This window comes from Kitasatospora sp. NPDC056181 (assembly GCF_042266225.1).
Lineage (GTDB): Bacteria > Actinomycetota > Actinomycetes > Streptomycetales > Streptomycetaceae > Kitasatospora.
On record NZ_JBHJUK010000011.1, the window covers coordinates 41502 to 67240 of the forward strand.

The following is a 25739-nucleotide window of genomic DNA, read 5'->3' on the forward strand; positions in this document are numbered from 1 at the left end:
ACTAGGGCGTTGGTGGCGAGCTTTTGTTGTTTATAACCGACTCCATTTGGCGGGTTGTGTTGACCTTACATTGGGGGTTGGGCGCCTTGCGCCGACGCCCGACGCGGGCGCCCTCGCGGGGGGTTCAGGCCTTCTTGACCACGCTCGACTTGAGCTGCATGGGGCCGAAGCCCTCGATCCTGCAGTCGATGTCGTGGCCGTCGACGCCGTCGACCAGGCGGATGTTGCGGACCTTGGTGCCCGCCTTGATGCCCGAGGGGCTGCCCTTGACCTTGAGCGCCTTGACGACGGTCACGGTGTCGCCGTCGCTCAGCACGTTGCCGACCGAGTCCTTGACCACCCGCTCGCCGGCGGCGCCGGTCTCCTCGGCGCCGCCGGCGCCGGGCACCCATTCGTTGCCGCACTCGGGGCAGACCATGAGTGCGTTCATCTCGTAGGTGTACTCGCTGGAGCACCGGGGGCAGGGGGGAAGGTTCTCGCTCACCTGGCCAGGGTATCCGACCACCAGCGGATATCACGCTCCGTGGTCGCCCGGGGGCGGAGCGCGCCCGTCAGGCCAGGAAGCCCCGGAGCAGTGCGGCGGTCGCGGCGAGGTGCTCCTCGGTGGCGCGGCGGGCGGCCTCGCCGTCGCCGTCGAGGATCGCCCGGACCATCGCGCGGTGCTGGTCGGCGGCGTGCTCGATGTTGCGCTCCAGCATCGGGATGGCGTTGAGCAGGTCGTTCAGGCGCATCCGGGCCTCGGCGATGCCGGCGGCCAGGGTGCGGGAGCCGGTCAGCTCGCCGACGGCCAGGTGGAAGCGCGAGTCCAGCTGCCGGTACTGCTCCGGGGGCGCGCCCTCCAGGTCGGCGAGCCGGCTCTCCAGGTAGGCGCGCTGGTCGGCGGAGAGGGTGCGCCGGGCGGCCGCCTCGGCGGCGCCGGTCTCCAGCACCAGACGGTACGTCAGCGCGTCCTCCAGTTCGCCGCCGAGGTCGCGGGCGGCCCGGCGCAGCTCGGCGACGTCCGGCGGCGGCATCCGGTAGGTGACGAAGGTGCCGCCGTAGCGGCCGCGTCTGGACTCGACGCAGCCGGCCTGCTGGAGCGTGCGGAGCGCCTCGCGCAGGGTCTCGCGGCTGACCCCGAGCCGGGTGGCGAGGTCGCGTTCGGCGGGCAGCCGGTCGCCGTGGCCGAAGACGCCCAGTTTGATCGCCTGGAGGAGGCGTTCGACGGTCTCCTCGAAGGCGTTGCCGGTCCGTACGGGCCGGAAGATCGCCCCGGCCTGCCAGTCCACGCGCGCTTGTTCGCGTACCTCGTCGACGTCCACGCCGGAATCGTACCTATGAGTGGCTCCCGGACCCGCCCCCTCACCACCCTTGACGCGGCCCGGGCGGGGGGTGAACGATGCTGCTCACCACCCCAATGGTCTGAATCCAGGCCATTGAAGAGCCGTCCGACCGTCTCACCCGCCGGGGGAGGCGTGCCACACCGCCGTGGCCGCCCGTCCGCCGGCACACCCTCAACCCCCAGGGGTGCCCATGACCGACGAACGCTCACCCGACCAGCCTGCCCCGCCGGTGTTTCCGGCAGACACACCCCCCGTTACCGCCGCCGACACCGCCTCCCCCGCCGACGGGCTCTCCGCCGACGAACAGCGGCTGCGCGAGCTCGGCTACACCCAGGAGCTCGCCCGTTCGATGTCGGGCTTCTCCAACTTCGCCGTCTCCTTCTCCATCGTCTCCATCCTGTCCGGCTGTCTCACCCTCTACGGGACGGGGATGAACGCCGGCGGCCCCGCGATGATCGTCTGGGGCTGGCCGGTGGTCGGCCTGCTGACGCTCTGCGTCGGGCTGGCGATGGCCGAGATCTGCTCCAGCTACCCGACCGCGGGCGGCCTGTACTACTGGTCGGCCAAGCTGGCCCGCAGCAGCGGACCCGCCTGGAGCTGGTTCACCGGCTGGTTCAACTTCCTGGGACAGGTCGCGGTGACCGCCGGCGTCGACTACGGCGCCGCGTTCTTCACCAACGCCTTCCTGAGCCTCCAGTTCGGCTTCGCCGCGAGCCCCGCGCACACGGTGGAGATCTTCGCCGTCATCCTGCTCCTGCACGGCCTGCTCAACACCCGCGGCGTGCGCCTCGTCGCCTTCCTCAACAACGTGTCCGTCTGGTGGCACCTGGTCGGCGTCGCCGTCATCGTCGGCGCGCTCGTCCTGCTGCCCGACCAGCACGCCTCCGCCTCCTTCGTGTTCACCGAGTTCGTCAACAACACCGGCTTCCACAACCAGCTCTACGTGGCCATGCTCGGCCTGCTCATGGCCCAGTACACCCTCACCGGCTACGACGCCTCCGCCCACATGACCGAGGAGACCCACGACGCCGCCCGCTCCGGGCCGCGCGGCATCGTCAACGCCATCACCGTCTCCCTGGTCGCCGGGTGGATCCTGCTGCTGGGCATCACCTTCGCCATCCGCGACTACGACGGCGCGCTGGCCAGCGACACCGGCGTGGCGCCCGCACAGATCTTCATCGACGCGATCGGCGTCAACGGCGCCGAACTGCTCCTGCTGATCGTCATCGGCGCCCAGTTCTTCTGCGGCATGGCCTCCGTCACCGCCAACTCCCGCATGATCTACGCCTTCTCGCGGGACGGCGCACTGCCGGGCTCGGCCCTGTGGCACCGCATCGACCCGCGCACCCAGACCCCCACCAACGCGGTCTGGCTGGCGACCGGCGGCGCCCTGCTGCTCGGCCTGCCCGCGCTCTGGAACACCACCGCGTACACCGCCGTCACCTCGATCTCGGTGATCGGCCTCTACATCTCCTACGTCATCCCGGTCTACCTGCGGCTGCGCCAGGGCGAGGCCTTCCCGCGTGGTCCCTGGCACCTGGGCCGCTGGAGCCGGATGATCGGCACCGTCGCGGTCGGCTGGACGGCCGTGATCACCGTCCTGTTCATGCTCCCCACCGTCAACCCGATCACCGCAGAGAGCTTCAACTACACGCCCGTGGCCGTCGCCGTGGTCGTCGGCTTCGCCGGCCTCTGGTGGCTCGCCTCCGCCCGCCACTGGTTCACCGGCCCCCGCATCCACGAGACACCGCAGGGCCCGGCCGCACCGGACGCCGAAGACGCACTGGAGATCCGTTGAACAGCCCCCGGCTCACCCTCGACGAACTGCGCACCCGCGTGGCCGACGGGTCCGTCGACACCGTCGTGCTCGCGATGACCGACATGCAGGGCCGCCTCCAGGGCAAACGCGTCGCCGCGCCGTACTTCCTGGCCGACGTCGTCCCGAACGCCGCCGAGGGCTGCGGCTACCTGCTCGCCGTCGACGTCGACATGAACACCGTGGACGGCTACGACATCTCCTCCTGGGAGAGCGGCTACGGCGACCTCGTCCTGCGCCCCGACCTCGCCACGCTGCGCGCGGTGCCCTGGCACCCCGCCACCGTCATGGTCCAGTGCGACATCGCCCACCACGACGGCACGCCCGTCGCCGTCTCCCCGCGCCAGATCCTGCGCCGCCAGCTCGACCGGCTGGCCGGATACGGATGGCAGGCCCACGCCGCCACCGAGCTGGAGTTCATCGTCTTCCGCGACACCTACGAGCAGGCCTGGGACAAGGACTACACCCGGCTCACCCCGGCCAACCAGTACAACGTGGACTACTCCGTCCTCGGCACCGGCCGGATCGAACCCCTGCTGCGCCGGCTGCGCAACGGGATGGCCGGCGCCGGCCTCACCGTCGAGTCGGCCAAGGGCGAGTGCAACCTGGGCCAGCACGAGATCGCCTTCAAGTACGCCGACGCCCTCACCACCTGCGACGACCACTCCGTCTACAAGACCGGCGCCAAGGAGATCGCCGCCCAGGAGGGCTACAGCCTCACCTTCATGGCCAAGTACGACGAACGCGAGGGCAACTCCTGCCACATCCACCTCAGCCTGCGTGACGAGCAGGGCACCCCCGTGTTCGCCGGCGACCGGCCGCACGGCTTCTCCCGCACCATGGAGCACTTCCTGGCCGGCCAACTCGCCTGCCTGGCCGACTTCTCACTGCTGTTCGCCCCCACCGTCAACTCCTACAAGCGCTACGTTCCCGGCAGCTTCGCGCCCACCGCGATCGCCTGGGGGCGGGACAACCGCACCTGCGCCCTGCGGGTGGTCGGCCACGGCCCCTCGCTGCGCTTCGAGAACCGCGTCCCCGGCGGCGACGTCAACCCGTACCTCGCGGTGGCCGCCCTGATCGCGGCCGGCCTGCACGGCATCGAGCAACAGCTCGAACTCGAACCGGAGTTCACCGGCAACGCCTACGCCTCCGACGCCCCCCGGGTGCCGGCCACGCTGCGCGACGCGGTCACCGCCTTCGAGAGCAGCGCAGCCGCCGGTGCGGCCTTCGGCAAGGACGTCGTCCGCCACTACGCCCACGCCGGCCGGGTCGAACTCGCCGCCTACGACCGGGCGGTGACCGACTGGGAGCGGCGCCGCGGATTCGAGCGGCTGTGAACCGCGACCACCGCCGGCGCCCCCTGATCGGCATCACCAGCTACCAGGACGAGGCCGCCTGGGCCGTCTGGCGCCAGCGCGCCTCGCTCGTCCCGCAGACCTACGTCGACGCCGTCGCCCGGGCCGGCGGCACGCCCGTCCTGCTGCCGCCGCAGCCCGGCGGCGTCGGCCACCTGCTCGACGCCCTGGACGGGCTGGTCCTGGCCGGCGGCCCCGACATCGACCCGGCCCGCTACGCGGCCGCCGCCGGCCCGCACACCGGCCCGCCGCACCGGGCCCGCGACGACTGGGAGAACGACCTGCTGCTCGGCGCGCTGGAGCGCGACCTGCCGCTGCTCGGCGTCTGCCGCGGCATGCAGCTGCTCAACGTCGCCCTCGGCGGCACGCTCCTCCAGCACCTGCCCGAGCGCAGCCACCAGATCGTCCCGGCCGGGTTCGTCCGCCACCGCGTCGACGTCCTCGACGGCAGCCGGATCGCCGCCGTGCTCGGGCCCGCCGCCGACGTCTCCTGCTACCACCACCAGGCCGTCGCCCGGCTCGGCACCGGGCTGACCGCCACCGCCCACAGCGCCGACGGCACCGTCGAGGCACTCGAACTGCCCGGCCGCCGGTTCGCGCTGGGCGTCCAGTGGCACCCCGAGACCGACCCCGACGACCTGCGCCTCTTCCAGGCGCTCAGCACCGCCGCGCTCGCCACCACCAGCCACAGGGAGACCGCACGATGACCGAACCGGACCTCTTCGAGGTCGTCAACCCCGCCACCGAGGAGGTGATCACCACCGTCACACTGGCCGGCCTCGCCGAGACCGACGCCGCCGTCGACCGCGCCCGCGCCGCCTTCGACACCTGGCGCCGCGTCACCCCCGCCGACCGCGCCCGCCTGCTGCGCGCCTTCGCCGCCGCCGTCGACGCGGACCGCGAACACCTCGCCGCACTGGAGGTCGCCAACGCCGGCCACACCATCGGCAACGCCCGCTGGGAGGCCGGCAACGCGCGCGACGTCATCGAGTACTACGCCGCCGCCCCGGAACGGCTCTTCGGACGGCAGATCCCGGTCGCCGGGGGTCTCGACGTCACCTTCCAGGAGCCGCTCGGCGTCGTCGGCGTCATCGTGCCGTGGAACTTCCCGATGCCGATCGCCGCGTGGGCGCTGGCCCCCGCCCTCGCCGCCGGCAACACCGTCATCGTCAAGCCCGCCGAGCTCACCCCGCTCACCGCCCTGCGCCTCGGCGAACTCGCCCTCGCGGCCGGCCTCCCCGAGGGCGTGCTGCAGATCCTGCCCGGCCGCGGCCCGGTGGTCGGGCAGCGCTTCGTCAGCCACCCCGACGTGCGGAAGGTGGTGTTCACGGGCTCCACCCGGGTCGGCAAGGGGATCATGGCGGGCTGCGCCGCCCAGGTGAAGCCGGTCACCCTCGAACTCGGCGGCAAGAGCGCCAACATCGTCTTCGCCGACGCCGACCTCGCCAAGGCCGCCGCCACCGCCCCCTACGCCGTCTTCGACAACGCCGGCCAGGACTGCTGCGCCCGCTCCCGGATCCTCGTCGAGGCCTCCGCGTACGACGAGTTCATGGCGCTGCTGGAGCCCGCCGTCCGGGGTGTGCGGGTCGGCGACCCGGCCGACGAGAAGACCGAGATGGGCCCGCTGATCTCCGCCGCCCACCGCGCCAGGGTCGCCTCCTACGTGCCGGACGGGTCGGCGGTCGCCTTCCGCGGCAGCGCCCCCGACGGGCCCGGGTTCTGGTACCCGCCGACGGTGCTGGCGCCCGTGCGGCACGACGACCAGGCGTTCACCGAGGAGATCTTCGGCCCGGTCGTCACCGTCGTCCCGTTCCGCGACGAGCAGGACGCCGTGCGCATCGCCAACGCCACCGAGTACGGGCTCTCCGGCTCCGTGTGGACCAGGGACGTCGGCCGCGCCCTGCGGGTCTGCCGCGGGGTCGAGGCCGGCAACCTCTCCGTCAACTCGCACTCCTCGGTGCGCTACTCGACGCCGTTCGGCGGCTTCAAGCAGTCCGGCCTCGGCCGTGAACTCGGCCCGGACGCCCTCGACGCCTTCACCCAGACCAAGAACGTCTTCATCTCCACGGAGGAGTGATCAGCATGACCGAGCGACTGAACGAGCGACTGGCCGGCCGGGTGGCCGTCATCACCGGCGCCGGCAGCGGCATCGGCCTGGCCACCGCCAGGCGGTTCGCCGCCGAGGGGGCCAAGGTGGTCTGCGTCGACCTCGACCCGGAGACGGGCGCCAAGGCCGCCAACGAGGTCGGCGGCCTCTTCATCGAGGCCGACGTCACCGACGAGCGGGCGGTGGAGGCCCTCTTCCAGCGCGCCGTGGACGAGTACGGGCGGCTCGACATCGCCTTCAACAACGCGGGCATCTCCCCGCCCGACGACGACTCCATTCTCACCACCGGCCTGGACGCCTGGAAGCGCGTCCAGGAGGTCAACCTGACCAGCGTCTACCTCTGCTGCAAGTACGCCATCCCGCACATGCAGCGCCAGGGCAAGGGCTCCATCATCAACACGGCCTCCTTCGTGGCCGTGATGGGCGCCGCCACCTCGCAGATCTCCTACAGCGCCTCCAAGGGCGGCGTCCTCGCGATGTCCCGCGAGCTGGGCGTGCAGTTCGCCCGCGAGGGCGTCCGCGTCAACGCCCTCTGCCCCGGCCCGGTCAACACCCCGCTGCTCCAGGAGCTGTTCGCCAAGGACCCGGAGCGCGCCGCCCGCCGCCTCGTCCACATCCCGCTCGGCCGCTTCGCGGAGCCGGAGGAGATCGCCGCCGCGGTCGCCTTCCTGGCCTCCGACGACTCGTCCTTCATGACCGCCAACACCTTCCTCGTCGACGGCGGCATCTCCGGCGCCTACGTCACCCCCCAGTAGCCGTCCCCGCCGACCGGCCGGGGCCCGCGGACCCCGGCCGGTCAGCCACGACCGGACCGGCAGGCGGCCAGGAAGCGCAGGAGGGCGGCCGGCGGGGCGGGGAAGGGCGTGTGGCCGGCCGGGAGGTGGTGCCAGGTCACGGGATGGCCCCAGGCGAGGAGCGTGTCGCGGACGTGGGCGCCGGCGGAGGGCGGGATCACCCAGTCGTCGGCGCCGTGGGCGATCCAGACCGGGGTCGCCGTGCTGGCCGGGGTGCGGCGTTCGGCCAGACAGGCGGCGAGGCCGCCGGGCAGGTAGGGGGCGCTGAGGGCGAGCCCGGCCAGCGGGGCGGGGTGGAGCAGGCAGGTGACCAGGGCCATGACCGCCCCCTGGGAGAAGCCCGCCAGCAGCACCCGGCCCGTGCCGGTCCGGGCCGTCTCGGCGTCCACCACCTCGCGCAGGCGCTCGGCCATGGCGAGGACGTCGGGCAGGCCGATCCGGTCGAGGCTGAAGACGCTCTGCGGGAACCAGGCGCGCACCACCCGGCCGCCGCCCAGCCCGCCCGGCTGCTCCGGCGCCCGCGGGAACAGCCCGCGCGGGGCCGGCCCGGGCGGGCCGAGCAGCCGGGCGGTCGGCATCAGGGCGGACGGGTCCTGGCCCATGCCGTGCAGCCAGATCACGCTCACCGGCGGCCCGTCCGCACCGGCCGGCTGCTGTCCGAGGGTGAGCTCGACGACGTCCAGCACGGTCGCTCAGCCCCGGGCCGCCGCGGCGGGGCGGGGTGCGCGCGGATCGTCCGGCCGGCGGAAGACCATGGACGCGTACTGGCCGCCGAAGCCGAACGAGTTCTTCAGGACCGTGCGAACCGGCCGCTCCACCGGTGCCGCGTTGGTCCGCACCGCGCACTCCGGGTCCGGCTCGGCGCAGGTCACCACCGGCGGGACGACACCCCGGCAGAGCGTCAGCGCGGCGACCACCGACTCGACGATGCCGGAGGCCGCGGAGCCGTGCCCGGTCAGCGACTTGACGGCGCAGACGTCGAGCTCGGCCATCCGCCCGCCGAAGACCCGGTGCAGGGCGCGGGCCTCGGTGAGGTCGTTGAGCCTGGTCGACGTGCCGTGCGCGTTGACGGTGTCGATCCCGGCGGGGTCGGTGCCCGAGCGCTCCAGGGCGGTCCGGATCACCCGCTCCACCGACCCGACCTGCGGAGCGGTGATGTGCGCGGTGTCCACGGCCAGGCCCCAGCCGCCCACGACCGCGTGCGCCCCGCCGGCCCCGCGCCGGGCGGCGTGCTCGGCGGTCTCCAGAACCAGCGCCCCGGCGGACTCGTTGATGACCATCCCGGAGCGCCGCCGGTCGAAGGGCATCGACGCCTGCGCCGGGTCGCCCTTCCACCGGGACAGCGCCATCAGCTGGTTGTACTGCGACAGCACGTACGGGGTGCTGCGCGAGACCGCGGCGGTGACCACGGCGACGTCCACCCGGCCCGACCGCAGCAGCCTGGCGGCCTCGGCGATCGCCCGCAGCCCGCCCGAGCAGGTGGCCTCCAGGCGGGTGGTGACCAGCGGAACGCCCAGCCGCCGCGAGACCTCGCGCGGGAACGCCGACACGTCGGTGGGCTCCGGCGGCAGCGGCCGCTCGCGGAGGTAGGCGGCCACGGCGGCCGGATCGTCCCCGACGGCGGTCCGGCAGGCGGCCACCTCCCGCAGGTGGACCTCGTAGTCGCGCGGGTCGGAGCCGCTCGGCCCCGGCCAGACCCGCGACCAGACCAGCCCGGCCGGCCGGGCCAGCGGCCCGCCGACCCCGGCGTCGGTGAGCGCCTGGTCGACCGCGCAGTGCATGATCGTGTCGCTCCACGACCGGCCCGGCGCGCCCCAGCCCTCCCGCACCTGCGCCTTGACCTCCTCCGGGATCACGCCGGACACCCACCCGCACGGCAGGCCCGACACGTCGATCCGGTCCTCGGCCACGAGTCCCGACCGGCCGGCCAGGTTGGCCTCCCAGAAGGACTCCACGGTCGCGCCGATGGGGGTGACCACGCCCATCCCGGTGATGACGATGCGACTGTCCACGTCAGCTTCCCTTCACGATCACGGCGGCACCCGCCGTCGCCGCGTCCCGGCCGTGGCCGAGCGCGGTGACCAGGGCGGCGGCCGCGCCCGGCACCTCGCGCGGTCCGCCGACGACGAAGTCCACGGCCCCGAGCGCGGGGTCGGGCTTCTCCAGCAGGCCGACGGCGGGGAGCCGGCCGCGGCGCAGCGCCTCCACGGCGAGCACCGCGTCGACGAGTGCGGAGCACTCCAGGGCGTTGCCGACGGTTCCCTTGCTGGACGTGGCCGGCACCGCCGCGCCCAGGCGGGGGGCGACGGCCTCGCACTCGGCGAGGTCCATCGCGACGGAGCCGCACCCGTGCGCCCACCAGAGGTCCGCCGGGCGTCCGGCGCGGGCGAGCACCTCGTCGACCACGGCCGCGGTGGCGGACGCCCGGTCGGCGGCGCAGAGCGTCTCGCAGGCGGCGAGCCGGGCCAGGGGGGCGGCGCCCCGGGCGCGGGCCGCGGCGGTATTCTCGATCAGCAGGGCCGCCGCGGCCTGGCCGACGAGGGTGCCGGCCCGGTCGAGGTCGAAGGGGCCGCGCCCGGGGCCGGCCTCGCGGCCGAAGCGCTCCTCCCGGTCGAAGGCCACGGCGGTGGTCAGCGGCAGCGGCGGGCTGACGCCCACGACCAGGACGCGGTCGAGCTCGCCGCTCCGGATCAGCCGGACGGCCAGGGCCAGCGCGCCGAGCCCGCCGGCGCCGGTCTCGCCGTAGACGGACAGGTTCGAGCCCTCGAACCCGGAGGCGAGTGCGACGAACTGGCCGAGCTGGGACGGGATGCTCCGGATGTAGGCGTAGTCGGGCACCTCGTCGTAGAGCAGCTCGGCGATCGGGCGCTCGTCGTGCTGGGCGAGGACGGCGAGGCGCGGCAGGATGTCGGCGAGTTCGTCGGAGCCGTTGCTGCTGACGGCCACGACGGTGCCGCCGCGGGTGGGGTCCGGGCGGCCGGCCTGGTCGCCGGCCTGGTCGCCCGCCTGGTCGCCGGCCGGTGCGCCGTCCTCCCAGCCGGCCCGCGCCAGCGCCGCGCTGGCGGCGGCGAGGCCCCAGTGCGCGCCCGGGCCGGCGTACTTGCGGATGTTCTGCCAGCGGGCGCCGTCGGGCCAGGGCGCGTGGCGCGGGTCCACCGCGGCGACCGGCCACGGCAGGCCGGCGCCGTCGCCGAAGCCGGGCGTGCCGGACTCCAGCGCCTCCCAGGCGCGGTGGACGCCGGCACCGGCGGAGGTGAGGAGGCCGGTGCCGGTGATGTCGATGTCGATGTCGGACATGGCTGTGCCGTCCTTCCGGCCGTCAGAGGCTCTGGTGGTCGCCGAGGCTGTGGCCCCAGAGCCGGTAGCCGCCGTCCACGGTGATGGTCTGGCCGGCGATCCAGGCGGCCTCGTCCAGGCAGAGCATGGCGACGACGTCGGCGCTGTTCTCCGGGGTGGTCATCCGGTCGCCCGCCCACGGTGTGACCGACTGCTCGTGCGCCACGCCCCGGTTGAGGTCGGGCCGGACCTTGAAGACACCGGTCTGGACGAGCCCGGGGCGCACGCAGTTCGCGACGATGCCGTAGGGCGCCAGCTCGTAGGAGAGGTACTCGGTCAGGGACTCCAGGGCGGCCTTGGCGGCCCCGAACAGGCCGGCCCCCGGGACGATACGGGTGGTGGTGGAGTTGGTGATGGTGATGAACCGGGCGCCGGGGCGGTCCCGCATCAGCGGGACGGCGTGCTTGGCGAGCAGCCAGGTGGAGCGGGCGTTGGTGTCCTGGACGAACTGCCACTGGCCGAGGGTGGCGTCCTCCAGGCGGGTGAACTTGGTGGCCGCCGCGTTGGCGACCAGGACGTGCAGGTCCCCGTGCTGCTCCCCGATCTCGCGGATCAGTCCCTCGATCGCCTCCGGGTCGGCGAGGTCGGCCTGGTGGAGCGTCACCTTGCTTCCCTGGTCGGCGAGTTCGGCGGCCAGCTCGCGGGCGGGCTTGGCCCGGTCCACGTAGTTGACGCAGACGGTGGCGCCCCAGGCGGCCAGCTTGCGCGTGATGCCGGCGCCGATCCCGCGCGAGCCGCCGGTGACCAGGGCGACCTTTCCCTGAAGCGGCTTGATCTCGGTGCTCATCGGGTGTTCCTCTCGGCGGAGTCGGAGTCGGAGTCGGTGGTGCTCCCGGGCGGGTCCGCGGCGGTGCTCCCGGGCGCCGCGGCGCGGCGCAGGACGACCAGGCTCATCCGTCCGATGGCGTGGGTGCGCCCCTGCTCGTCGAAGACCCGGCGGACGGAGTCGATCGTGCCGCGCCTGGCGTCGATCTCGGCGGAGCGCTCGGTCTCGGTGGTGAACCAGAAGGGCTGGTCCGGGTAGAGCGGCCGCAGGAAGTCCCAGGCGAGCCGGCGCATGCCGATGACGGCCACCGGTGCACCGTGCTGGACGGTCCAGCCGGAGGTCACCGAGTGGATGAAGCCGCCGGGGACGATCCGCTCCTGCCGGTCCAGCGTCCGCGCGAACCCGGCGTCGTCGTGGATCGGGTGCTTCTCGCCCATGAGGTCGAGCAGGTGGTCCATCAGCCCGGTCCCGACGACGAGCGGACCGAACCTCCGGACGGGCGCGTCGACGAGGTCCTCCCAGTACTTCAGGGTCTCCCTGGTCGGGGGGTCCTCCTTCAGGGGCTCCCCGTTCGTGGTCTTCCCGTTCACGAGGCCCGGCCCCGGCCGGCCCGGTCGCGCATGACGAGGCGTCCGCCGTCGACGGTGATGGTCTGCCCCTGGATGTAGTCGGCCTCGTCGCCGGCGAGGAAGCCGACGATGCCGCTGATGTCCTCGGGGACGCCCCAGCGGGTCCCCGCGCCGTCGCCGCCGAGCAGGTCGGCGACGGCGGTCGTCATGTCGGTGCGGACCTTGCCGGGCGCCACGGTGTTGACCCGGACGCCCTTGTGGCCGACCTCCGCGGCCAGGGCGCGGGTGAACGCCTCCAGGCCGCCCTTGGACGCGGCGTAGGCGGTCTGCCCGGGGCCGGGGATCCGCACCGAGTTCGACGAGATGTTGACGATCCGCCCCCAGCCCTGGTCCAGCATGACGGGCAGGACCGCCCGGCTGGTGAGGAACGGGCCGGTGAGGTTGGTGCGCAGGACGCGCTCCCAGCCGGCGGTCCGGGTGCCGAGCAGCAGCCGGTCGTCGATCACGGCGGCGTTGTTGACCAGGACGTGGATGCCGCCGTCCTGCTCGGCGACGTCGTCGACCAGGGCGTCGACGGCGGCCTCGTCCGCGACGTCGGCCCGGTGGGCCCGGGCCCGGCCGCCGGCGGCCGTGATCTCCTCGACCGCCTCGGCGGCCTCGTCGGCCGCCTCCCGGTACACCAGGTGGACGGTGTGGCCGTCGCGCGCGAGGCGCAGGGCGACGGCGCGTCCGATGCCCCGCGAGCCGCCGGTGACGATGGCGACCCTGTGGTGCTCGGTCATCTTCGTTCCTTCCGGGTCGGTGTCGCGGGCTCAGACGGCGGCGGGCTCGATGGCGGCGAGCACCGAGCCGAGGGAGCGGCGGTGGGTGTCGGCCTGCTCGTTCCAGGCGTCGAGGTCGAAGTCGCCGCCCAGCTTGCGGTTGATCTTCCGGGCGAGCTGGAGGAGGTCCAGGGAGTCGAGGCCGAGGTCGTCGACGAGGGACTGCTCGGGGGTGAGGGTGAGGTCGCCGAGGCCGGGCTTGACCTCGACGACGAGTGCGGCGAGGCCGGCGAAACGGTCGTCGCCGGAAGCGGGCGCATCGGAGGCGGGGGAGTTGGAAGCGGGGGTGGAAGCGGGGGCGTTGGAAGTGGTCATGACAATCTCCGGTTCTGGTGGGGGTGTGGCGCGCGGTCGTGGTGACCGGCCGGGCGCTAGCGGGAGGGTGTGGCCGCTCCCGGGGCCCGCAGGGCCGCCCGGTCGGGCTTCCCGGTGGGGCCGAGCGGGAGTTCGGGGTGGAAGGTGATGACGGCCGGCACGTGCTCCGGGGTGAGCTCCGCCCGCAGGTGCCGGGCCAGCTCGTCGGCGGTGAGCCGGGCGCCGGGGTGCGGCACGACGGCGGCCCGGGCCCGCTCGGTGCGGTCCTCGGCGACGATGCCGAAGACCGCGGCCTGCGCGACGCCGGGGTGGCCGAGGAGGGCCCGCTCCACGGCCTCGGGGTGGATCCGGATGCCGTTGGTCTTGATCACGTCGGCGATCCGGCCGTGGACGTGCAGATAGCCGCGGTCGTCGAACCGGCCGAGGTCGCCGGTGTGCAGCCAGCCGTCGCGGACGACCCGCGCGGTCAGCGCGGGGTCGGCCCAGTAGCCGAGCATCGCGTGCGGCGACCGGACGCAGATCTCGCCCGCCTCCCCGGCCGGCACGGGCCGGCCGTCGGGGCCGAGGACGGCGATCCGGGCGACCGTGGGCCGCCCGACGGTGGACAGCAGCTCCGGCACGAGGTGCTCCTCCGGGGAGAGCCGGGTGACCGTCCCCGCCTCGCTGGTGCCGTAGGTCTGTTGCAGGACCGGCCCGAACACCCGGACCGCCCGCTCCAGCCGTTCCGGCGACGCCGGACAGCCGAGGTAGGTGACGACCCTGAGGCTGGACAGGTCGGTCGTGCCGACGTCCGGGTGGTCGAGCAGCCGGTACAGCTGGGGCGGGCTGATGGTCATCCGGGTGACCCGGTGGGCCTCCACCGCCCGCAGCACCTCGCCCGGCTCGAACCCCTGGTGCAGGAGCACGGTGCCGCCGGAGGCCAGGGCGCCGTCGGCCATCACCCCGGACATGTGGCTGAGCGGCAGGGTGACCAGGCAGACCGACCGGATCTCCGAGGCCAGGCCGGCGGCGACGGCCAGGCCGCGCAGCCGGAAGGCGGAGGCCACGCCCTTGGGGCGGCCCGTGGAGCCGCTGGTGTAGGTCACGATGCCGGCCTCCTCGGCCAGCCCCACGGCGAGTCCCTCGTCCAGCGGCCCGGCGCCCGTGCCCGTGCCCGTTCCCGTGCCCGTGCCTGTGCCCGTTCCCGCGTCTGCGCCCGTTCCCGTGCCAGCGCCGACGGCGTCGGCGTCGGCGTCGGCCAGGTCGAGCAGGCCCGGGCCGCCGCCGTGGGCGGCGAGCAGCGGGGGAGCGGGGAGCCGGCGGCACAGCCGGCGCGCGGTGCCGGCGTGGTCGGGGTCCACGGCCAGCAGTGCCACGTCGGAGCGGGAGAGCGGCTCCAGCAGGTCGTCGTCGGTGAACCGGCTCCGCGGGTCCACCGCGTTGGCCGTGTGCAGGTGGAGCGCGGTGGCGCCGACCAGGTTGGCCGCGTACCGCAGGACGAGGTTGGCCGGGCTGTTGGTGACCGTCAGCACGCCGACCACCGGCCGCCCGCCCGGTCCGGGGCGGGCCGCGCCGCCCGCGCACACCCCGTGGCGGACCATGACCCGCGCCGCCGACCGGACCGACCGGGCGAGTTCCGCCGCCGTGACGTCGCCGCCGCTCCAACGGACGGCGACCCGCTCCGGCGCGGCGTCGAACACCTCCAGCAGCCGCCGGACGTACCCGCCGTCGACGGGCTCGCCGGCGTCGGCCGGCACGGGGGCCCCGGCCGGGGCGGTGTCGCTGGTCATCCGGGCCTCACTTCGCGTCGGCGGAACGGGGGAAGGGCGTGGTCGGGGTGCGCCCCGGGCGCGGCGGCCGGGGCAGGGCGGCGGGCGGCGCGCAGGCCGCGGGTGGTACGCCGCCGGGTGCGACGGCCGGGCCGGCCGAGGACCGTCCCGTCCCGGCCCGCCGCACCCGGGGACGGGTCAGACCGCGTGCATGACGTCGTACTTGGCGGCCTCCACGAACTGCGGCGCCCACTTGCGCTTCAGCCAGAGGCAGTACCGGTTCAGCAGGTCGGCGAAGACGCCCATCGGCCGCCGGAAGTCGACGATCACGATGATCCGGGGCTCCTCGCTCTCGTTGATCACCTCGTGTTCGAGGGAGACGTCGAGGACGGTGCCCTCGCCCTCCTTCCAGGTGTAGTAGTCCCGGTCCAGGCGGATCCGGGGCGGGTTGTCCTTCGGGATCCGCAGGCCGAGGTGGTAGCGGAGGATCCCCGCGTACGGGTCCCGGTGCGGCGGCAGTCTGACCCCGGGGTCGAGGATGGAGACGAACGCGTTGATCACGTTCGGCGTGGACTCCGCGAACGCCAGCAGCGACGGGATCTCCGTGCGGGCCAGCTCGTTGGGCCGGCCGAACATGTACGCGTAGTAGAGCTTCCAGTCCTCCGACACCTGGGCGGCCCGGACCGGGTCGAAGGTGCCGTACTTCGGGATGTTCCGGTTCTTCAGCAGCTCGTCGACCTCGGCCTGGAGGGTCGGGAACACCGCCTCCAGCTTCCGCACCGCGGGGAACGCGGTGCGCGAGGGGATGATCCGCGGCCGGTTCTCGCCGCCGGAGGCGCGCAGGAAGACCCAGTTGGTGAGGGCCCGCATCCGCGGATGGTTGACGCTCGGTGAACCTTTCACACGTTGCTCCCGGTTGTTGTGGGTGGTTGGTGCGCCGGCCTCCCGGTGCCCCGGGACGCCGAAGGGACGGCCCGGTTCAGAGCGAGGGCGCCGGCCGCACCTCGCCGGCGCGGGCGGTGTTCGGCAGGACGCGGCCCGCGACGTACCGGCCGGTGCCGATCCCGCCCATCAGCAGCACCCAGCCGGCCACCGGCAGCGCGGTGAGCAGGGTGCCGACGAGCAGCGGGCCGATGGCGCTCTGGGTGGCCTCGCCGACCACGCAGGCGCTCTGGTAGAAGCCGTGCTCGCCCTCGGTGGCGAGGGTGGCGGAGAGCCCCCACTCGCCGGCGGCCTCCAGGAGTTCACCCGCGGTCAGCGCGACCGTCGCGGCGACCAGGAAGCCCACCTGGAGCGTCGTCGGCACGTGGCCGACCAGGCCCAGCAGCACGCAGCACGCCGCCGTCCAGAAGGCCGAGCCGCGGAAGCACCGCAGCGCCCCCTCGGTGGTCGCGGCGAGCCGGCTCACCGAGATCTGGCCGCCGATCGTGATCAGGGTGTTGATCATGAAGAGCCAGCCCATCGCGGACACCGGGACCTCGGTGTGCTGGGTGATCCACAGCGGCAGCACGGTGGTCAGCAGGGTGGTGTGCACGGTGAGGATGGCCGTGGACAGGGCCAGCAGCCGGCCGCTGCGCCGGTCGCGGGGCCGGCCCGCCCCCGCCGCGTCCGCCGCGTCCGCGGCCGGGGCCGCCGCCTTCCGCGGCCGCGCGCCGAGCGGCGTCAGCAGGAAGCAGACCGCCATCAGCACGTACACCCCGCCGATCACTCCGTAGGCCAGGGCGTACCCGGAAGCGGAGTTGGCCGACAGCAGCCGGACCGACACCAGCGCCCCCAGGGCGAAACCGATGTTGGTGATGGTGCGGGCCCAGGCGAGCCCCGCCACCCCGCTGCCGGCCGCACCCGCGATCAGGCCCCGGCGCACCACGTTCCCGGCGCTGTCGAAGCCCCCGGCCGCGCAGAGCACCAGCATCAGCAGCCACGGGGTGTGCACCTGGCCGGTGAGCGGCACCAGGACGGCCGTGACGAGGGCCGAGACGGCCCCGGTCTCCCGGCCCCGGCCCCGGTCGATCAGCGCCCCGACCGGGAACGCCACCGCCACCGACGCCGCGCCCCACAGGGACAGCGCCGTCGACGCGGCCAGCGTCCCCAGCCCGGCCGTCTTCAGCAGGTAGACCATCACCGTGGCGAGGAACGTCCCCTTGCCGACGGAGAGCACCAGGGTGGCGGCCAGCAGCCCGCCGGTCCCCGCCGGGGGCCGCGCGCCGGCGAGGGCGGTCAGGGCGCTCCCTAGACGGCGCACAGCCCGCCCCGGCCCGCCTGCCACACCCGGGTGGCACCGTCCGGCGCCTCGATGTGGAACCTCATCTGCGCCAGGCACTGGTCGATGGTCTTCAGCATGCCCGCGTGGTCGGGCGCGCTGCCGCGCAGCAGGTCCATCCAGAGCGTGCCGCCCTCCGGCTTCAGCACGCTGCCCACCGGGAACCGGGCGAGGTAGTCGACGACCCCCGGCTCCCGCAGGACCGCGTCCACGCCCTCGACCCGGCGCAGCACCCCGCCCTCCAGCGGCGGGTTGTTGAAGAACTGGAACTCGACGGTGTCCGAGCGCGCCGGAGCCACCGTCCCGACCGGCTGCCCGCAGGCCACGGCGATGCCGAGGGCGAGCCAGTCCGCCCCGGTGACGCGGCCGTACAGCTCGCTCTTGTACCCGCCGATCCGGCCGTTGACCTCGATCAGCCGCGGGCCGTCGGGGGTGAGCTTGACCTCGCTGTGGACGTGACCGCGCCGCACGTCCAGGGCCCGCACCGCGTCCGCGGCGAGTCCGGCGATCGCGTCCAGCTCCGCGGGCGGCAGGTGCGAGGGGAAGAACGCGCCCACCTCGCGGAACGGGGTGATCATCGGCAGCTTGCCGCTGATCCCGAGGGTCTGCACCCGGCCGTCCTCGACCAGCCCCTCGACGGACACGTAGTCCGCGAAGTCGCCCTCGCCCCGGCCCTGCAGGAACTCCTCGACCACGAACGGGCGGTCGGGCGTCGGCAGCAGGCCGGCCGGCAGGGCGTCGGGCACGGGCACGAACCAGGTGTCGCGGCTGCCCTGGCTGCGCACCGGCTTCACCACCACCGGTCCGTCCTGGGCGCGCAGTTCGGCCAGCAGCCCGGCCCGGTCCGTGACCACCGTGCACCGCACGGCGTCCACCCCGGCCTCGGCCAGCCGCCGCCGCTGCGCCCACTTGTCGGTGAGCAGGGTGACGGTGGCCGGGTCGTGGAAGGACAGGTCCAGGCCGTCGCCGATCGCGGAGACGAGCGGGACCATGGCCTCGCTGAACGTCGTGACGCCCGCCGGGCGGTGGCGCCGCAGCTCCTCGACCGTCGCGCCGACGGCGTCGGGATCACAGGCGAGCACGGGGCCGAGGGCCGCGCACTCGGCGTGCTCCGGTCCGCCCAGGGCGCCGGGCAGGGCCACGAAGACCGGGGTGTGCCCGCAGGCCTGCGCGGCCGCGGCTATCTCGGCCGGCCTGACGGCCGCGCCCGGGACGATGGCAACTACGACACTGGTCAATGGACTCACTCACCCTCGTCGGGACGGATCCGGTACACACGGTCCTTGAGCTCTTCGATGCGCCGGTGGTCGCGCTGCACGGCGTCCATGGTGCCGCCGTGCAGGAAGATCCTCATCGTGCTGGTGTAGAGGTCGACCGTCGGCCGTATCCGCCCGCCCGGTTCGATCTTCAGATTGAGGCCGAACACCGTGTCCAGGCCGAAGAGTTCGGCCACCACGCGTTCGTCGGCGCCCTCGACGACGCCGGACAGGGTGGTGGAGGTGGTGGAGCAGACGGCCTCGCCGCGCTTGGTGTAGGAGCGGCCCGCGTACTCGGCGAGGAAGCGGCCGGGGTCGAGCGCGGCGAGCGCGGTCAGGGTCGCCTGGTTGCCGCCGGCGCACGCGTCGTGGAACCCCGGGTGCATGTTCCCGGCGATCCGGGAGCCGACCTCCACCAGGGCGGGGCCCTGCGGCGTGAGGATGACCTCCGCGTGCGTCGGGCCGTGCTCCACGCCCAGCGCGGTCAGCGCCCGGTCCACGTACGCGACCAGCGCCGGCGCCGGGTCCTCCGCCGCGTCCAGCAGGTGCTCGCGGTCGTAGATGTTGCGCCCGCTCGGCAGGAGCCGCTTGTGGTACATCCACACGCCGCAGACGTACCGCCGGCCGCCGGACGACACCATGTCGACCACGTACTCCGGGCCGCGCAGGTACGACTGGACCAGCGCCTCGCGGTTGGTCTCGCAGTAGATCGTGTCGGAGGAGAGCACGGCCCGGGCGGCGGCCCGCACCTCGTCGGCGTCGGCGCAGACGAACACCGAGTCGCCGGCGGCGGACTTGAGCGGCTTCACCACCACGGGGTAGTCCGCGGCGCGCTCCGCCCAGTCGACGAGCTCCTGCACGTCGCCGCTCTTGAACTGCTCGGCGCAGTGCAGCCCGGCCGCCCGCAGCGTCTCGATCATCCGGTACTTGTCCCGCCGCGCCTCGGAGCGGAGGGTCCCGTTGGTCGGCACGCCGAGCCGTTCGGAGAGGGTGTCGGCGAGCGTCACGCCGGGTTCCTGGCCCGCCATGACGTACACCGGCTCGTACTTCGCGAGCAGTTCGACGGTCGTGTCCACGTCCTCGTGGACGATGTTGGCCAGGTAGGGGCCGAGGTCGGGGGCCGGCATCGAGGGCATGAACTCGGGCGTGCTCTGCACGTGCACGGCCTCGGCGCCCTGTGCCGCGAACTCGGGGGGCAGGTACTTCCCCGAGGTGTAGGCATCGACCAGCACCACCACCGGTTTGCTGCGTGACAACGGAACTCCTCGTGCTCTTCGCGCTGTTGGTCCGATCGTGCGTGTCCCGGCGGCTGAACCTCGGCCCCCGGCCGTCAGGTGGCGGAGAAGCCCCCGTCGACGAAGATGGTCTGGCCGGTCACGTAGGCCGAGGCCTCGCTCGCCAGGAAGACGGCGACCCCGGTGAAGTCGCCCAGCTCGCTGTTGCGTCCGATCATCGTGCGGCGCGCCATGGCCTCCGTCCGGACCGGGTCCCGGAAGACGGCCTCGTTCAGCGGGGTGTGCACGAAGCCCGGCGCGATGGCGTTGACGCAGACGCCGCGTGACGACCAGGCCTCCGCCTGGGAGCGGGTCAGCGCGGACAGCGCGGCCTTGGACACCCCGTACGCTCCGCTGTTGCCGAACGCCCGAATGGCCTGCTGGGAGGAGATGTTGACGATCCGTCCCCAGCCGTTGTCGGCCATCCGGGGGCCGAGTCGCTGTCCCAGCACGAACGGCGCGTCCAGGTTGGTGCGCATCGTGCGGTCCCAGTCGGCCTCGCTCAACTCCCCGAACGGCGGCCGGATGTTGATCCCGGCCGAGTTGACCAGGATGTCCGGGTCGCCGTGGCGCTCCAGCAGGGTGTCGACGAGCCGGTGGGCGGCCTCGCGGTCGCCGAGGTCGGCGTCGATCCAGTCGGCGGTGCCGCCCTCGGCGCGCAGTGCGCCGGCCGCCTCGGCCAGCGGTTCGGCGCGGCGGGCCGTCAGCACCACCTCGGCGCCGGCCCGGCTCAGGGCCGAGGCGATCGCCAGGCCGATGCCCGAACTGCCCCCGGTGATCAAGGCCTTGCGGCCCTTCAGGGAGAACAGGTCGTCGATGAACGCGTCCAAGGTGGCTCCTTCGAAGGTGGCGGGACTCGCGGCGGGCGTGCTGCCCGGCCGGGCCGAGGCCGCCCCGCGCACCGGACCGCCGGCCTCAGGCCCGCTGACGGGTGGGGCGGAGGCGGATGTCGTCGAGATGGACGTGGGTCGGGCGGCTGATCGCGAACCCGATGACGTCGGCGACGTCCTCGGGCGTCAGCAGCGGCCCGTTCTCCTCGGCGACGGCCTCGAACCATGCGGAATCGTACCCGGCGGCCGCCTGGAACCCGGAGCGGACGAACCCCGGTTCGATCAGCGTCACCCTGATGTTGTACGTGCACACCTCCTGGCGCAGCGCCTCCACCAGCGAGTGCACGGCGAACTTGGTCGAGCCGTAGACCGGGTTGGCCGCCGAGACCTGGCGGCCCACGGTGGAGCCGATGACCACGAGGTCCCGGACGGCCGCACCGCCGTCCGCCTCCGCGTGCTTGCGGAACTCGGCGGCGCAGGCGCGCAGTTGCCGCAGCACGGCGAGGTAGTTCGCCTCGATGAGCTCCTCCCAGCGGGACGGGTCGGAACCCAGGACCGTCCCGGGCAGGCCCAGCCCCGCGGAGGCGACGAAGAGGCTCGCCGGCCCCCACTCCCGCTCGGCCGCGGCGAGCAGCTCCTCGGTGTGGCCCGGAGCGGTGATGTCGCCCGCGAACGGGGCCACCCGGCCCGGCCCGTCGGCGAGTTCGCCCGCCAGGGCGGCGAGCCGGTCGGCCCGGCGGCCCGCGGCGACCACGTGCACCCCGCGGCGGACGAGGTCCCCGGTGACGGCCCGTCCGATCCCGGAGGAGGCTCCGGTGACGACGGCGATGCGTCCCTCTGTCATGTCGTTACCCCTGCTTTCGGTCGGCGAGGGAGATCTCGCCCTGTTCGATCAGGCCGGTGAAGTACTGGCGCAGCCAGGCGCGTTCGGGTGTCGGGAACTCCACGTCGAGGTGGGCGAGGAGACGCCGGGTGCGGGTGTGGTCGTACCGGACGTTGCGCTCGGGCCGGCTCGCCCAGAAGTGCGCGAGCGTGACCTGCTCGTCGCGCTGCGCGAGGTGGCGCCCGAACAGCGAGGCGAAGTCGGGTGCCTCGTCCTCGGCCAGCGGGCAGCCGAGTTCGCGCAGCACGGCGAAGACGTCCTCGTAGCGGACCTCGTGCGGGGTGTCGACGTGGAAGGTGCCGTTGCGGACGCGCTCGCTGCGGGAGATCTCGAGGATGCCCCCGGCCACCACGTCCACCGGGCTGAGCGCCAGGGTCCGGTGGCCGACCTGCGGCACCCGTCCGATCCGCACGGCGGCGCGCAGGAGTTGGACCAGCCGGTTGTCGCCCCCGTTGCGCTGGAACCGGCCGGACTCCGAGTGGCCGGAGACGTTGCCGGAGCGGTAGATGAACCCGCCGCCGCCGGCCGCGGTGAAGGCGTGGACCAGCCGCTCGGCGTCGAACTTGCTGCGCTCGTACTCGTTCAGGAACCGCTGTCCGACGTTCAGGCTCTCCTCGGAGAAGACCACCTCCTCGCCGTCCGGTCCCTCGCCGCAGACGGCGAGGGTGGAGGCGTAGTGCAGGTCCTTGGGGCGGCCGGTGGAGGCCAGTTCGACCAGGGCCCGCAGCGGCTCGACGTTCAGCCGGTCGAAGGTCTCGCGGTCGCCGAACAGGCGGGTGTCGGCGGCGAGGTGGTAGATCGCGCCGATCTCGCGGCGCAGCCGCTCGTGCTCCTCGCGGGTGAGGCCCAGGCGGGGCTCGGCGAGGTCGCCGGCCGTCACCGTGAAGCGGCCGGCGTACCGGTCGAGGTCCTCGCCGGGCAGGTGCCAGGCGTAGGCGTCGCGCAGCCGCTCGGTGGCGGACCGGCCGTCCCGGCCGCGGACCAGGCAGTGGACGTGGCCCGTGGTGCGGGTCAGCAGGAGGTGGAGCAGGTGGGCGCCGATGAAGCCGGTGGCGCCGGTGAGCAGGACGCTGTCGTACTCCCGCACCGAGTCGGCCGGCGGCTCGCAGTGCAGGGCGCGTGGCACCTGGGCGAGCAGGCCGGTGCTGGAGCCGTGCTCCACCACGAACTGGGCCTCGGCGCAGGGGAGTCCGGCGGCCGCCAGCAGGTGGGCCCGGGTGGTGCGGGCCAGCGTGAGCACCTGCGCCGGGGAGTGGCGCCGGGGGGAGTAGGACAGGTCGGCGACCAGTTGTCCGTCGTGGACGCGGGCGGTGAGCTTGAGGCCGTGGCCGCGGTCGTTCTCCGGGCCGCGCACCGGTCCCAGCTGCCGCCGCGAGGGCGTGAGGCGCAGGTCGTCGCCGTGCGGCAGGGCGAGCGTGCCGAGGTAGTTGAAGCAGACGTCGGTGCGCTGGGGCCGGTCGTGCAGGCCGTAGGCGACGCCGTAGCGGGGGACGTCGGCCAGGGCCGCGGCGGCGGCCTTGCCGGTGGCGGCGGCGTCGTCGGCGACGGTGTCGATCCGGACGGGGAAGGTCGAGGTGAACCAGCCCACCACACGGGAGACTTCGAGGGAGTCGTCGAGCGACACCCGGCCGTGGCTCTCGACGTCCACGACGACCTCGTCGGTGTCGCGCAGCAGGGCGAGCGCCTGGGCGAAGGCCCCGAGCAGGGTGGCGTGCGGGGGCATGCCGGTGCTGGCCGCGGCGCTGTGTGCCAGGGCGCCGGTCTCGGCGCGGGAGAGCCGGAACCAGACCGCCTCGGCGTCCCCCTCGCGGTTGTCGCCGGCCGCGGACCGGGACGCCGTCTCGGGGAGGCGGTCGAGGCCGTCCCAGTGGGCGAGGTCGGTGCGCAGGGCGGGGGCCTGGGCGCGCAGGTGGGTGGCCCAGGCGCCGAAGTCGGTCGCCGCGGCCGCGGTGGCGGGTGTACCGCCGCGGATCCGCTCGCTGTAGCAGCGGCTGAGGTCGTTGACGAGGATGCGCCAGGAGACGGCGTCGACGCCGAGGTGGTGGCCGACCAGCAGCAGGTGGGCGCGGGTGGCGCCGTGGAACAGGTGGGCCTGGAAGAGCGAGCCGTCGGCGACGCGGATCCGGCGCTGGCAGGCGGCGGCGGTCTCCCGGACGTGGTGGGCGGCCGCGGTCTCGTCCTCGGGCAGGACCGAGCTGGTGAACGCGGCGGGAGGCTGGGCGGCCACCCGGCGCCAGGCGGTGCCCTCGGGCCGGAACGCGGTGCGCAGGAGGGGGTGCAGGGCGACCACGTCCGCGACGGCGGCGGCCAGGCCGGCCGGCTGGACGGACGGGTCGGTGTCCAGCAGCAGGGCCTGGTTCCACTGGTCGGGCTGGGCGAACTCCTGCCGGAAGAACCACGCCTGGGCGGGCGACAGCGCGGTGTCGTCCGTCTCCGCGGGGGTGGCGGCCGGGTGTCCGGCGGGCCGGTCGCTCCGGCCGGCCCGGAGCCGGGCGGCCAGGGCGGCGGCGGTGGGTTCGGCCAGGAAGGCGGCGGCCGAGACCCGGTGGCCCCGCGCCTGGAGGTCGGCGATCACCTGGATGGCGTCGATGGAGTTCCCGCCGGCCAGCGTGAAGTCGTCGTGGATGCCGAAGTCGTCGTGGCCGAGCTGGCGCCGCCAGGCCTCGCAGACCTCGGCCAGCAGTGGGTCGTCGGTGGCGCGGGCCTGTTCGGACCGGTCGGCGAGCCGGCTCTGGACCAGCTGTCGCAGCGCCGCCTGGTCGGTCTTGCCGTTGCCCGTGCGGGGGAACGCGTCGAACACCTCGATCCGCTGGGGGATCATGTAGGAGGGCAGGAGTTCGCGCAGCCGGGCGCGCAGGTCGCCGGCCCCGGCGGCGGGCGCCGCGACGGCTGCGACCAGCCGCTTGCGCTCCCCGGGGAGCAGCAGCGCGAGCGCGTCGGTGACGGCCGGCAGACGGCGCAGTCCGGCCTCGACGTGGCCGAGTTCGACCCGGTAGCCGCCGACCTTGACCTGGCGGTCGCCGCGGCCGAGGAACTCCAGTACGCCCCAGTCGTCGGCGCGGACCCGGTCGCCGGTGCGGTAGGCGCGGCCGGCCCCGGGGGAGGCGGTTTCGAGCTCGGTGGTGAAGGCCGCGGCGGTGGCCTGCGGGTTGTCCCGGTAGCCGAGCGCGACCGAGGGGCCGGTGATGTACAACTCGCCGGTGGCGCCGCTGCGGTGGAACGTGCCGTCCGGGGTGCGGACGTAGAGCCCGGTCGCCCCGAGCGGGCTGCCGATGGGGACCGAGGCGGCGTCGCCCAGGGCGTCGAGGCCGGCCTCGACGGTGAGCAGGTGCGTCGCGACGCCCACCGTCGCCTCGGTCGGCCCGTAGTGGTTGACGAGGGTGCGGGTGACGCCGGAGGCGAGGATCCGGCGGGCCAGCGGCACCGGCAGCAGTTCGCCGCCGAGCAGCAGGTACCGCAGGGCGGGCCGGGAGGCGGCGTCCAGCCCGAAGGCCTGGAAGAGCACGGTCCAGTGCGAGGGCGTGGTCTTGACGACGTCGATCCGCTCCGCCCGCAGGTACCGGAGCAGTCCGGCCGGGTCGCGCCGGGTGGACTCGTCGACCAGGTGCAGGGTGCCGCCGGTCCACAGCGCGAGGAAGACGCAGGTGTTGCCGAGGTCGGCGGCGAGCGTGGTGACGTGCGCGTACCGCAGCGGCTCGGTGATGCCGAGGCGGTCGAGCAGGGATTCCGTGTAGTGCCGGATGTTCCGGTGGGTGACCATGACGCCCTTGGGCACCCCGGTGGAGCCGGAGGTGTAGAGGACGTACGCGGTGTCGTCCTCGCCGGGTGCGGGGCGGGCGGCCGGCCCGGCGGGCCCGTCCTCGTCCGCGTGCCGCTCCCGCGCGTCCTGCCCGCCCGGGGCCTGCGGCCCGTCGAGGACCTCCTGCACGTCCAGGACGTCGAGGCCGCGCCGGTGCAGGTCCTCCCGGTACGCGGCGGAGGTGAGCACCAGGTCGAGGCCGGCCGCCAGGCCTCCCGCGTTCCTGGTGGCGGGTTCGGCCGGGTCGATCACCGTGTACGCCGCGCCCGCCCCGAGCACGGCCAGGACGGCCGCCACCGCGTCGGGGCTGCGGTCGAGGTGGACGCCGACGAGGTGGCCACGGCCGATGCCCCGGTGGCACAGGCGTCGGATCAGCCGGGCGACTCTGTCGTCGAGTTGGGCGTAGGTCAGGCTGTTCTGACCCACCGCGACGGCCGTTCGGTTCGGATGAGCCTTCGCGTGCGCGTGAACCAGCGCCGGGAGCATCT

22 protein-coding genes are annotated in these 25739 nt (G+C 74.2%); 5 read left to right on the plus strand and 17 right to left on the minus strand.

What is annotated here, in order from left to right; genetic code table 11:
• Positions 1 to 124: 124 nt before the first annotated feature.
• Both ACFC1F_RS07360 and ACFC1F_RS07365 read right to left on the minus strand, forming a co-directional pair.
• Positions 125 to 484: a zinc ribbon domain-containing protein YjdM gene (locus ACFC1F_RS07360; protein WP_376156322.1), complete on the minus strand. Its 360-nt coding sequence runs from the start codon at positions 482 to 484 to the stop codon at positions 125 to 127.
• 67 nt (positions 485 to 551) lie between these two features.
• Positions 552 to 1301 carry a FadR/GntR family transcriptional regulator gene (locus tag ACFC1F_RS07365; RefSeq protein WP_376156324.1) on the minus strand — a complete coding sequence of 250 codons (750 nt, stop codon included), beginning with the start codon at positions 1299 to 1301 and terminating at the stop codon, positions 552 to 554.
• Between the two features lie 211 nt (positions 1302 to 1512).
• Between ACFC1F_RS07365 and ACFC1F_RS07370 the strand changes: the two genes are divergently transcribed.
• Genes ACFC1F_RS07370 through ACFC1F_RS07390 form a run of 5 tightly spaced genes read left to right on the plus strand, consistent with a single transcriptional unit; the run spans position 1513 to position 7355 of the window.
• Complete coding sequence (locus ACFC1F_RS07370; RefSeq protein WP_376156325.1) at positions 1513 to 3120, plus strand: amino acid permease; 1608 nt, start codon at positions 1513 to 1515, stop codon at positions 3118 to 3120.
• Positions 3117 to 4475 carry a glutamine synthetase family protein gene (locus tag ACFC1F_RS07375; RefSeq protein WP_376156327.1) on the plus strand — a complete coding sequence of 453 codons (1359 nt, stop codon included), beginning with the start codon at positions 3117 to 3119 and terminating at the stop codon, positions 4473 to 4475. Before ACFC1F_RS07370 ends, ACFC1F_RS07375 begins: the two co-directional genes overlap by 4 nt.
• Positions 4472 to 5200 (plus strand): gamma-glutamyl-gamma-aminobutyrate hydrolase family protein, encoded by a 729-nt coding sequence (locus ACFC1F_RS07380; RefSeq protein WP_376156329.1) that lies wholly within the window; start codon positions 4472 to 4474, stop codon positions 5198 to 5200. Before ACFC1F_RS07375 ends, ACFC1F_RS07380 begins: the two co-directional genes overlap by 4 nt.
• Positions 5197 to 6570 (plus strand): aldehyde dehydrogenase family protein, encoded by a 1374-nt coding sequence (locus tag ACFC1F_RS07385; protein WP_376156331.1) that lies wholly within the window; start codon positions 5197 to 5199, stop codon positions 6568 to 6570. Before ACFC1F_RS07380 ends, ACFC1F_RS07385 begins: the two co-directional genes overlap by 4 nt.
• A gap of 5 nt (positions 6571 to 6575) precedes the next feature.
• The gene (locus ACFC1F_RS07390) at positions 6576 to 7355 is read left to right on the plus strand and encodes a 3-oxoacyl-ACP reductase (RefSeq protein WP_209414750.1); all 780 of its coding nucleotides are present in this window, start codon (positions 6576 to 6578) and stop codon (positions 7353 to 7355) included.
• Positions 7356 to 7396: 41 nt separating this feature from the next.
• On the opposite strand, the gene ACFC1F_RS07395 is transcribed toward ACFC1F_RS07390, so the two are convergent.
• From ACFC1F_RS07395 to ACFC1F_RS07465, 15 genes are all read right to left on the minus strand, one after another.
• On the minus strand, positions 7397 to 8080 hold the full coding sequence (locus ACFC1F_RS07395; RefSeq protein WP_209414747.1) for an alpha/beta hydrolase: 684 nt from the start codon (positions 8078 to 8080) through the stop codon (positions 7397 to 7399).
• Between the two features lie 6 nt (positions 8081 to 8086).
• Complete coding sequence (locus tag ACFC1F_RS07400) at positions 8087 to 9406, minus strand: beta-ketoacyl-[acyl-carrier-protein] synthase family protein (protein ID WP_376156333.1); 1320 nt, start codon at positions 9404 to 9406, stop codon at positions 8087 to 8089.
• A gap of 1 nt (position 9407) precedes the next feature.
• The gene (locus ACFC1F_RS07405) at positions 9408 to 10691 is read right to left on the minus strand and encodes a beta-ketoacyl synthase N-terminal-like domain-containing protein (RefSeq protein ID WP_376156334.1); all 1284 of its coding nucleotides are present in this window, start codon (positions 10689 to 10691) and stop codon (positions 9408 to 9410) included.
• A gap of 22 nt (positions 10692 to 10713) precedes the next feature.
• Positions 10714 to 11517, minus strand: coding sequence for an SDR family NAD(P)-dependent oxidoreductase (locus tag ACFC1F_RS07410; RefSeq protein ID WP_376156336.1), 804 nt, complete (start codon positions 11515 to 11517; stop codon positions 10714 to 10716).
• Positions 11514 to 12086: a hypothetical protein gene (locus ACFC1F_RS07415; protein WP_376156338.1), complete on the minus strand. Its 573-nt coding sequence runs from the start codon at positions 12084 to 12086 to the stop codon at positions 11514 to 11516. The genes ACFC1F_RS07410 and ACFC1F_RS07415 overlap by 4 nt, the downstream gene beginning before the upstream one ends.
• The gene (locus ACFC1F_RS07420) at positions 12083 to 12847 is read right to left on the minus strand and encodes a 3-oxoacyl-ACP reductase family protein (RefSeq protein WP_376156340.1); all 765 of its coding nucleotides are present in this window, start codon (positions 12845 to 12847) and stop codon (positions 12083 to 12085) included. The genes ACFC1F_RS07415 and ACFC1F_RS07420 overlap by 4 nt, the downstream gene beginning before the upstream one ends.
• Before the next feature lie 30 nt (positions 12848 to 12877).
• Positions 12878 to 13201, minus strand: a complete 324-nt coding sequence (locus ACFC1F_RS07425; RefSeq protein ID WP_376156341.1) for a phosphopantetheine-binding protein — start codon at positions 13199 to 13201, stop codon at positions 12878 to 12880.
• Positions 13202 to 13257: 56 nt separating this feature from the next.
• Positions 13258 to 14970: a class I adenylate-forming enzyme family protein gene (locus tag ACFC1F_RS07430; protein ID WP_376156343.1), complete on the minus strand. Its 1713-nt coding sequence runs from the start codon at positions 14968 to 14970 to the stop codon at positions 13258 to 13260.
• Positions 14971 to 15147: 177 nt separating this feature from the next.
• The gene (locus ACFC1F_RS07435; RefSeq protein WP_245205439.1) at positions 15148 to 15819 is read right to left on the minus strand and encodes an aspartyl/asparaginyl beta-hydroxylase domain-containing protein; all 672 of its coding nucleotides are present in this window, start codon (positions 15817 to 15819) and stop codon (positions 15148 to 15150) included.
• Positions 15820 to 15928: 109 nt separating this feature from the next.
• On the minus strand, positions 15929 to 17191 hold the full coding sequence (locus ACFC1F_RS07440; protein WP_376156345.1) for a hypothetical protein: 1263 nt from the start codon (positions 17189 to 17191) through the stop codon (positions 15929 to 15931).
• Entirely contained in the window at positions 17179 to 18456 is a 1278-nt protein-coding gene (locus ACFC1F_RS07445; RefSeq protein ID WP_376156347.1) for an ATP-grasp domain-containing protein, read from the minus strand. Before ACFC1F_RS07445 ends, ACFC1F_RS07440 begins: the two co-directional genes overlap by 13 nt.
• Positions 18453 to 19721 (minus strand): ATP-grasp domain-containing protein, encoded by a 1269-nt coding sequence (locus ACFC1F_RS07450; RefSeq protein WP_376156348.1) that lies wholly within the window; start codon positions 19719 to 19721, stop codon positions 18453 to 18455. The genes ACFC1F_RS07445 and ACFC1F_RS07450 overlap by 4 nt, the downstream gene beginning before the upstream one ends.
• A gap of 74 nt (positions 19722 to 19795) precedes the next feature.
• Positions 19796 to 20569 carry an SDR family NAD(P)-dependent oxidoreductase gene (locus ACFC1F_RS07455; RefSeq protein ID WP_376156350.1) on the minus strand — a complete coding sequence of 258 codons (774 nt, stop codon included), beginning with the start codon at positions 20567 to 20569 and terminating at the stop codon, positions 19796 to 19798.
• An 85-nt stretch (positions 20570 to 20654) separates the two neighbouring features.
• On the minus strand, positions 20655 to 21413 hold the full coding sequence (locus tag ACFC1F_RS07460; RefSeq protein ID WP_209414716.1) for an SDR family oxidoreductase: 759 nt from the start codon (positions 21411 to 21413) through the stop codon (positions 20655 to 20657).
• A gap of 4 nt (positions 21414 to 21417) precedes the next feature.
• Positions 21418 to 25737 (minus strand): amino acid adenylation domain-containing protein, encoded by a 4320-nt coding sequence (locus ACFC1F_RS07465; protein ID WP_376156352.1) that lies wholly within the window; start codon positions 25735 to 25737, stop codon positions 21418 to 21420.
• Positions 25738 to 25739: the final 2 nt, after the last annotated feature.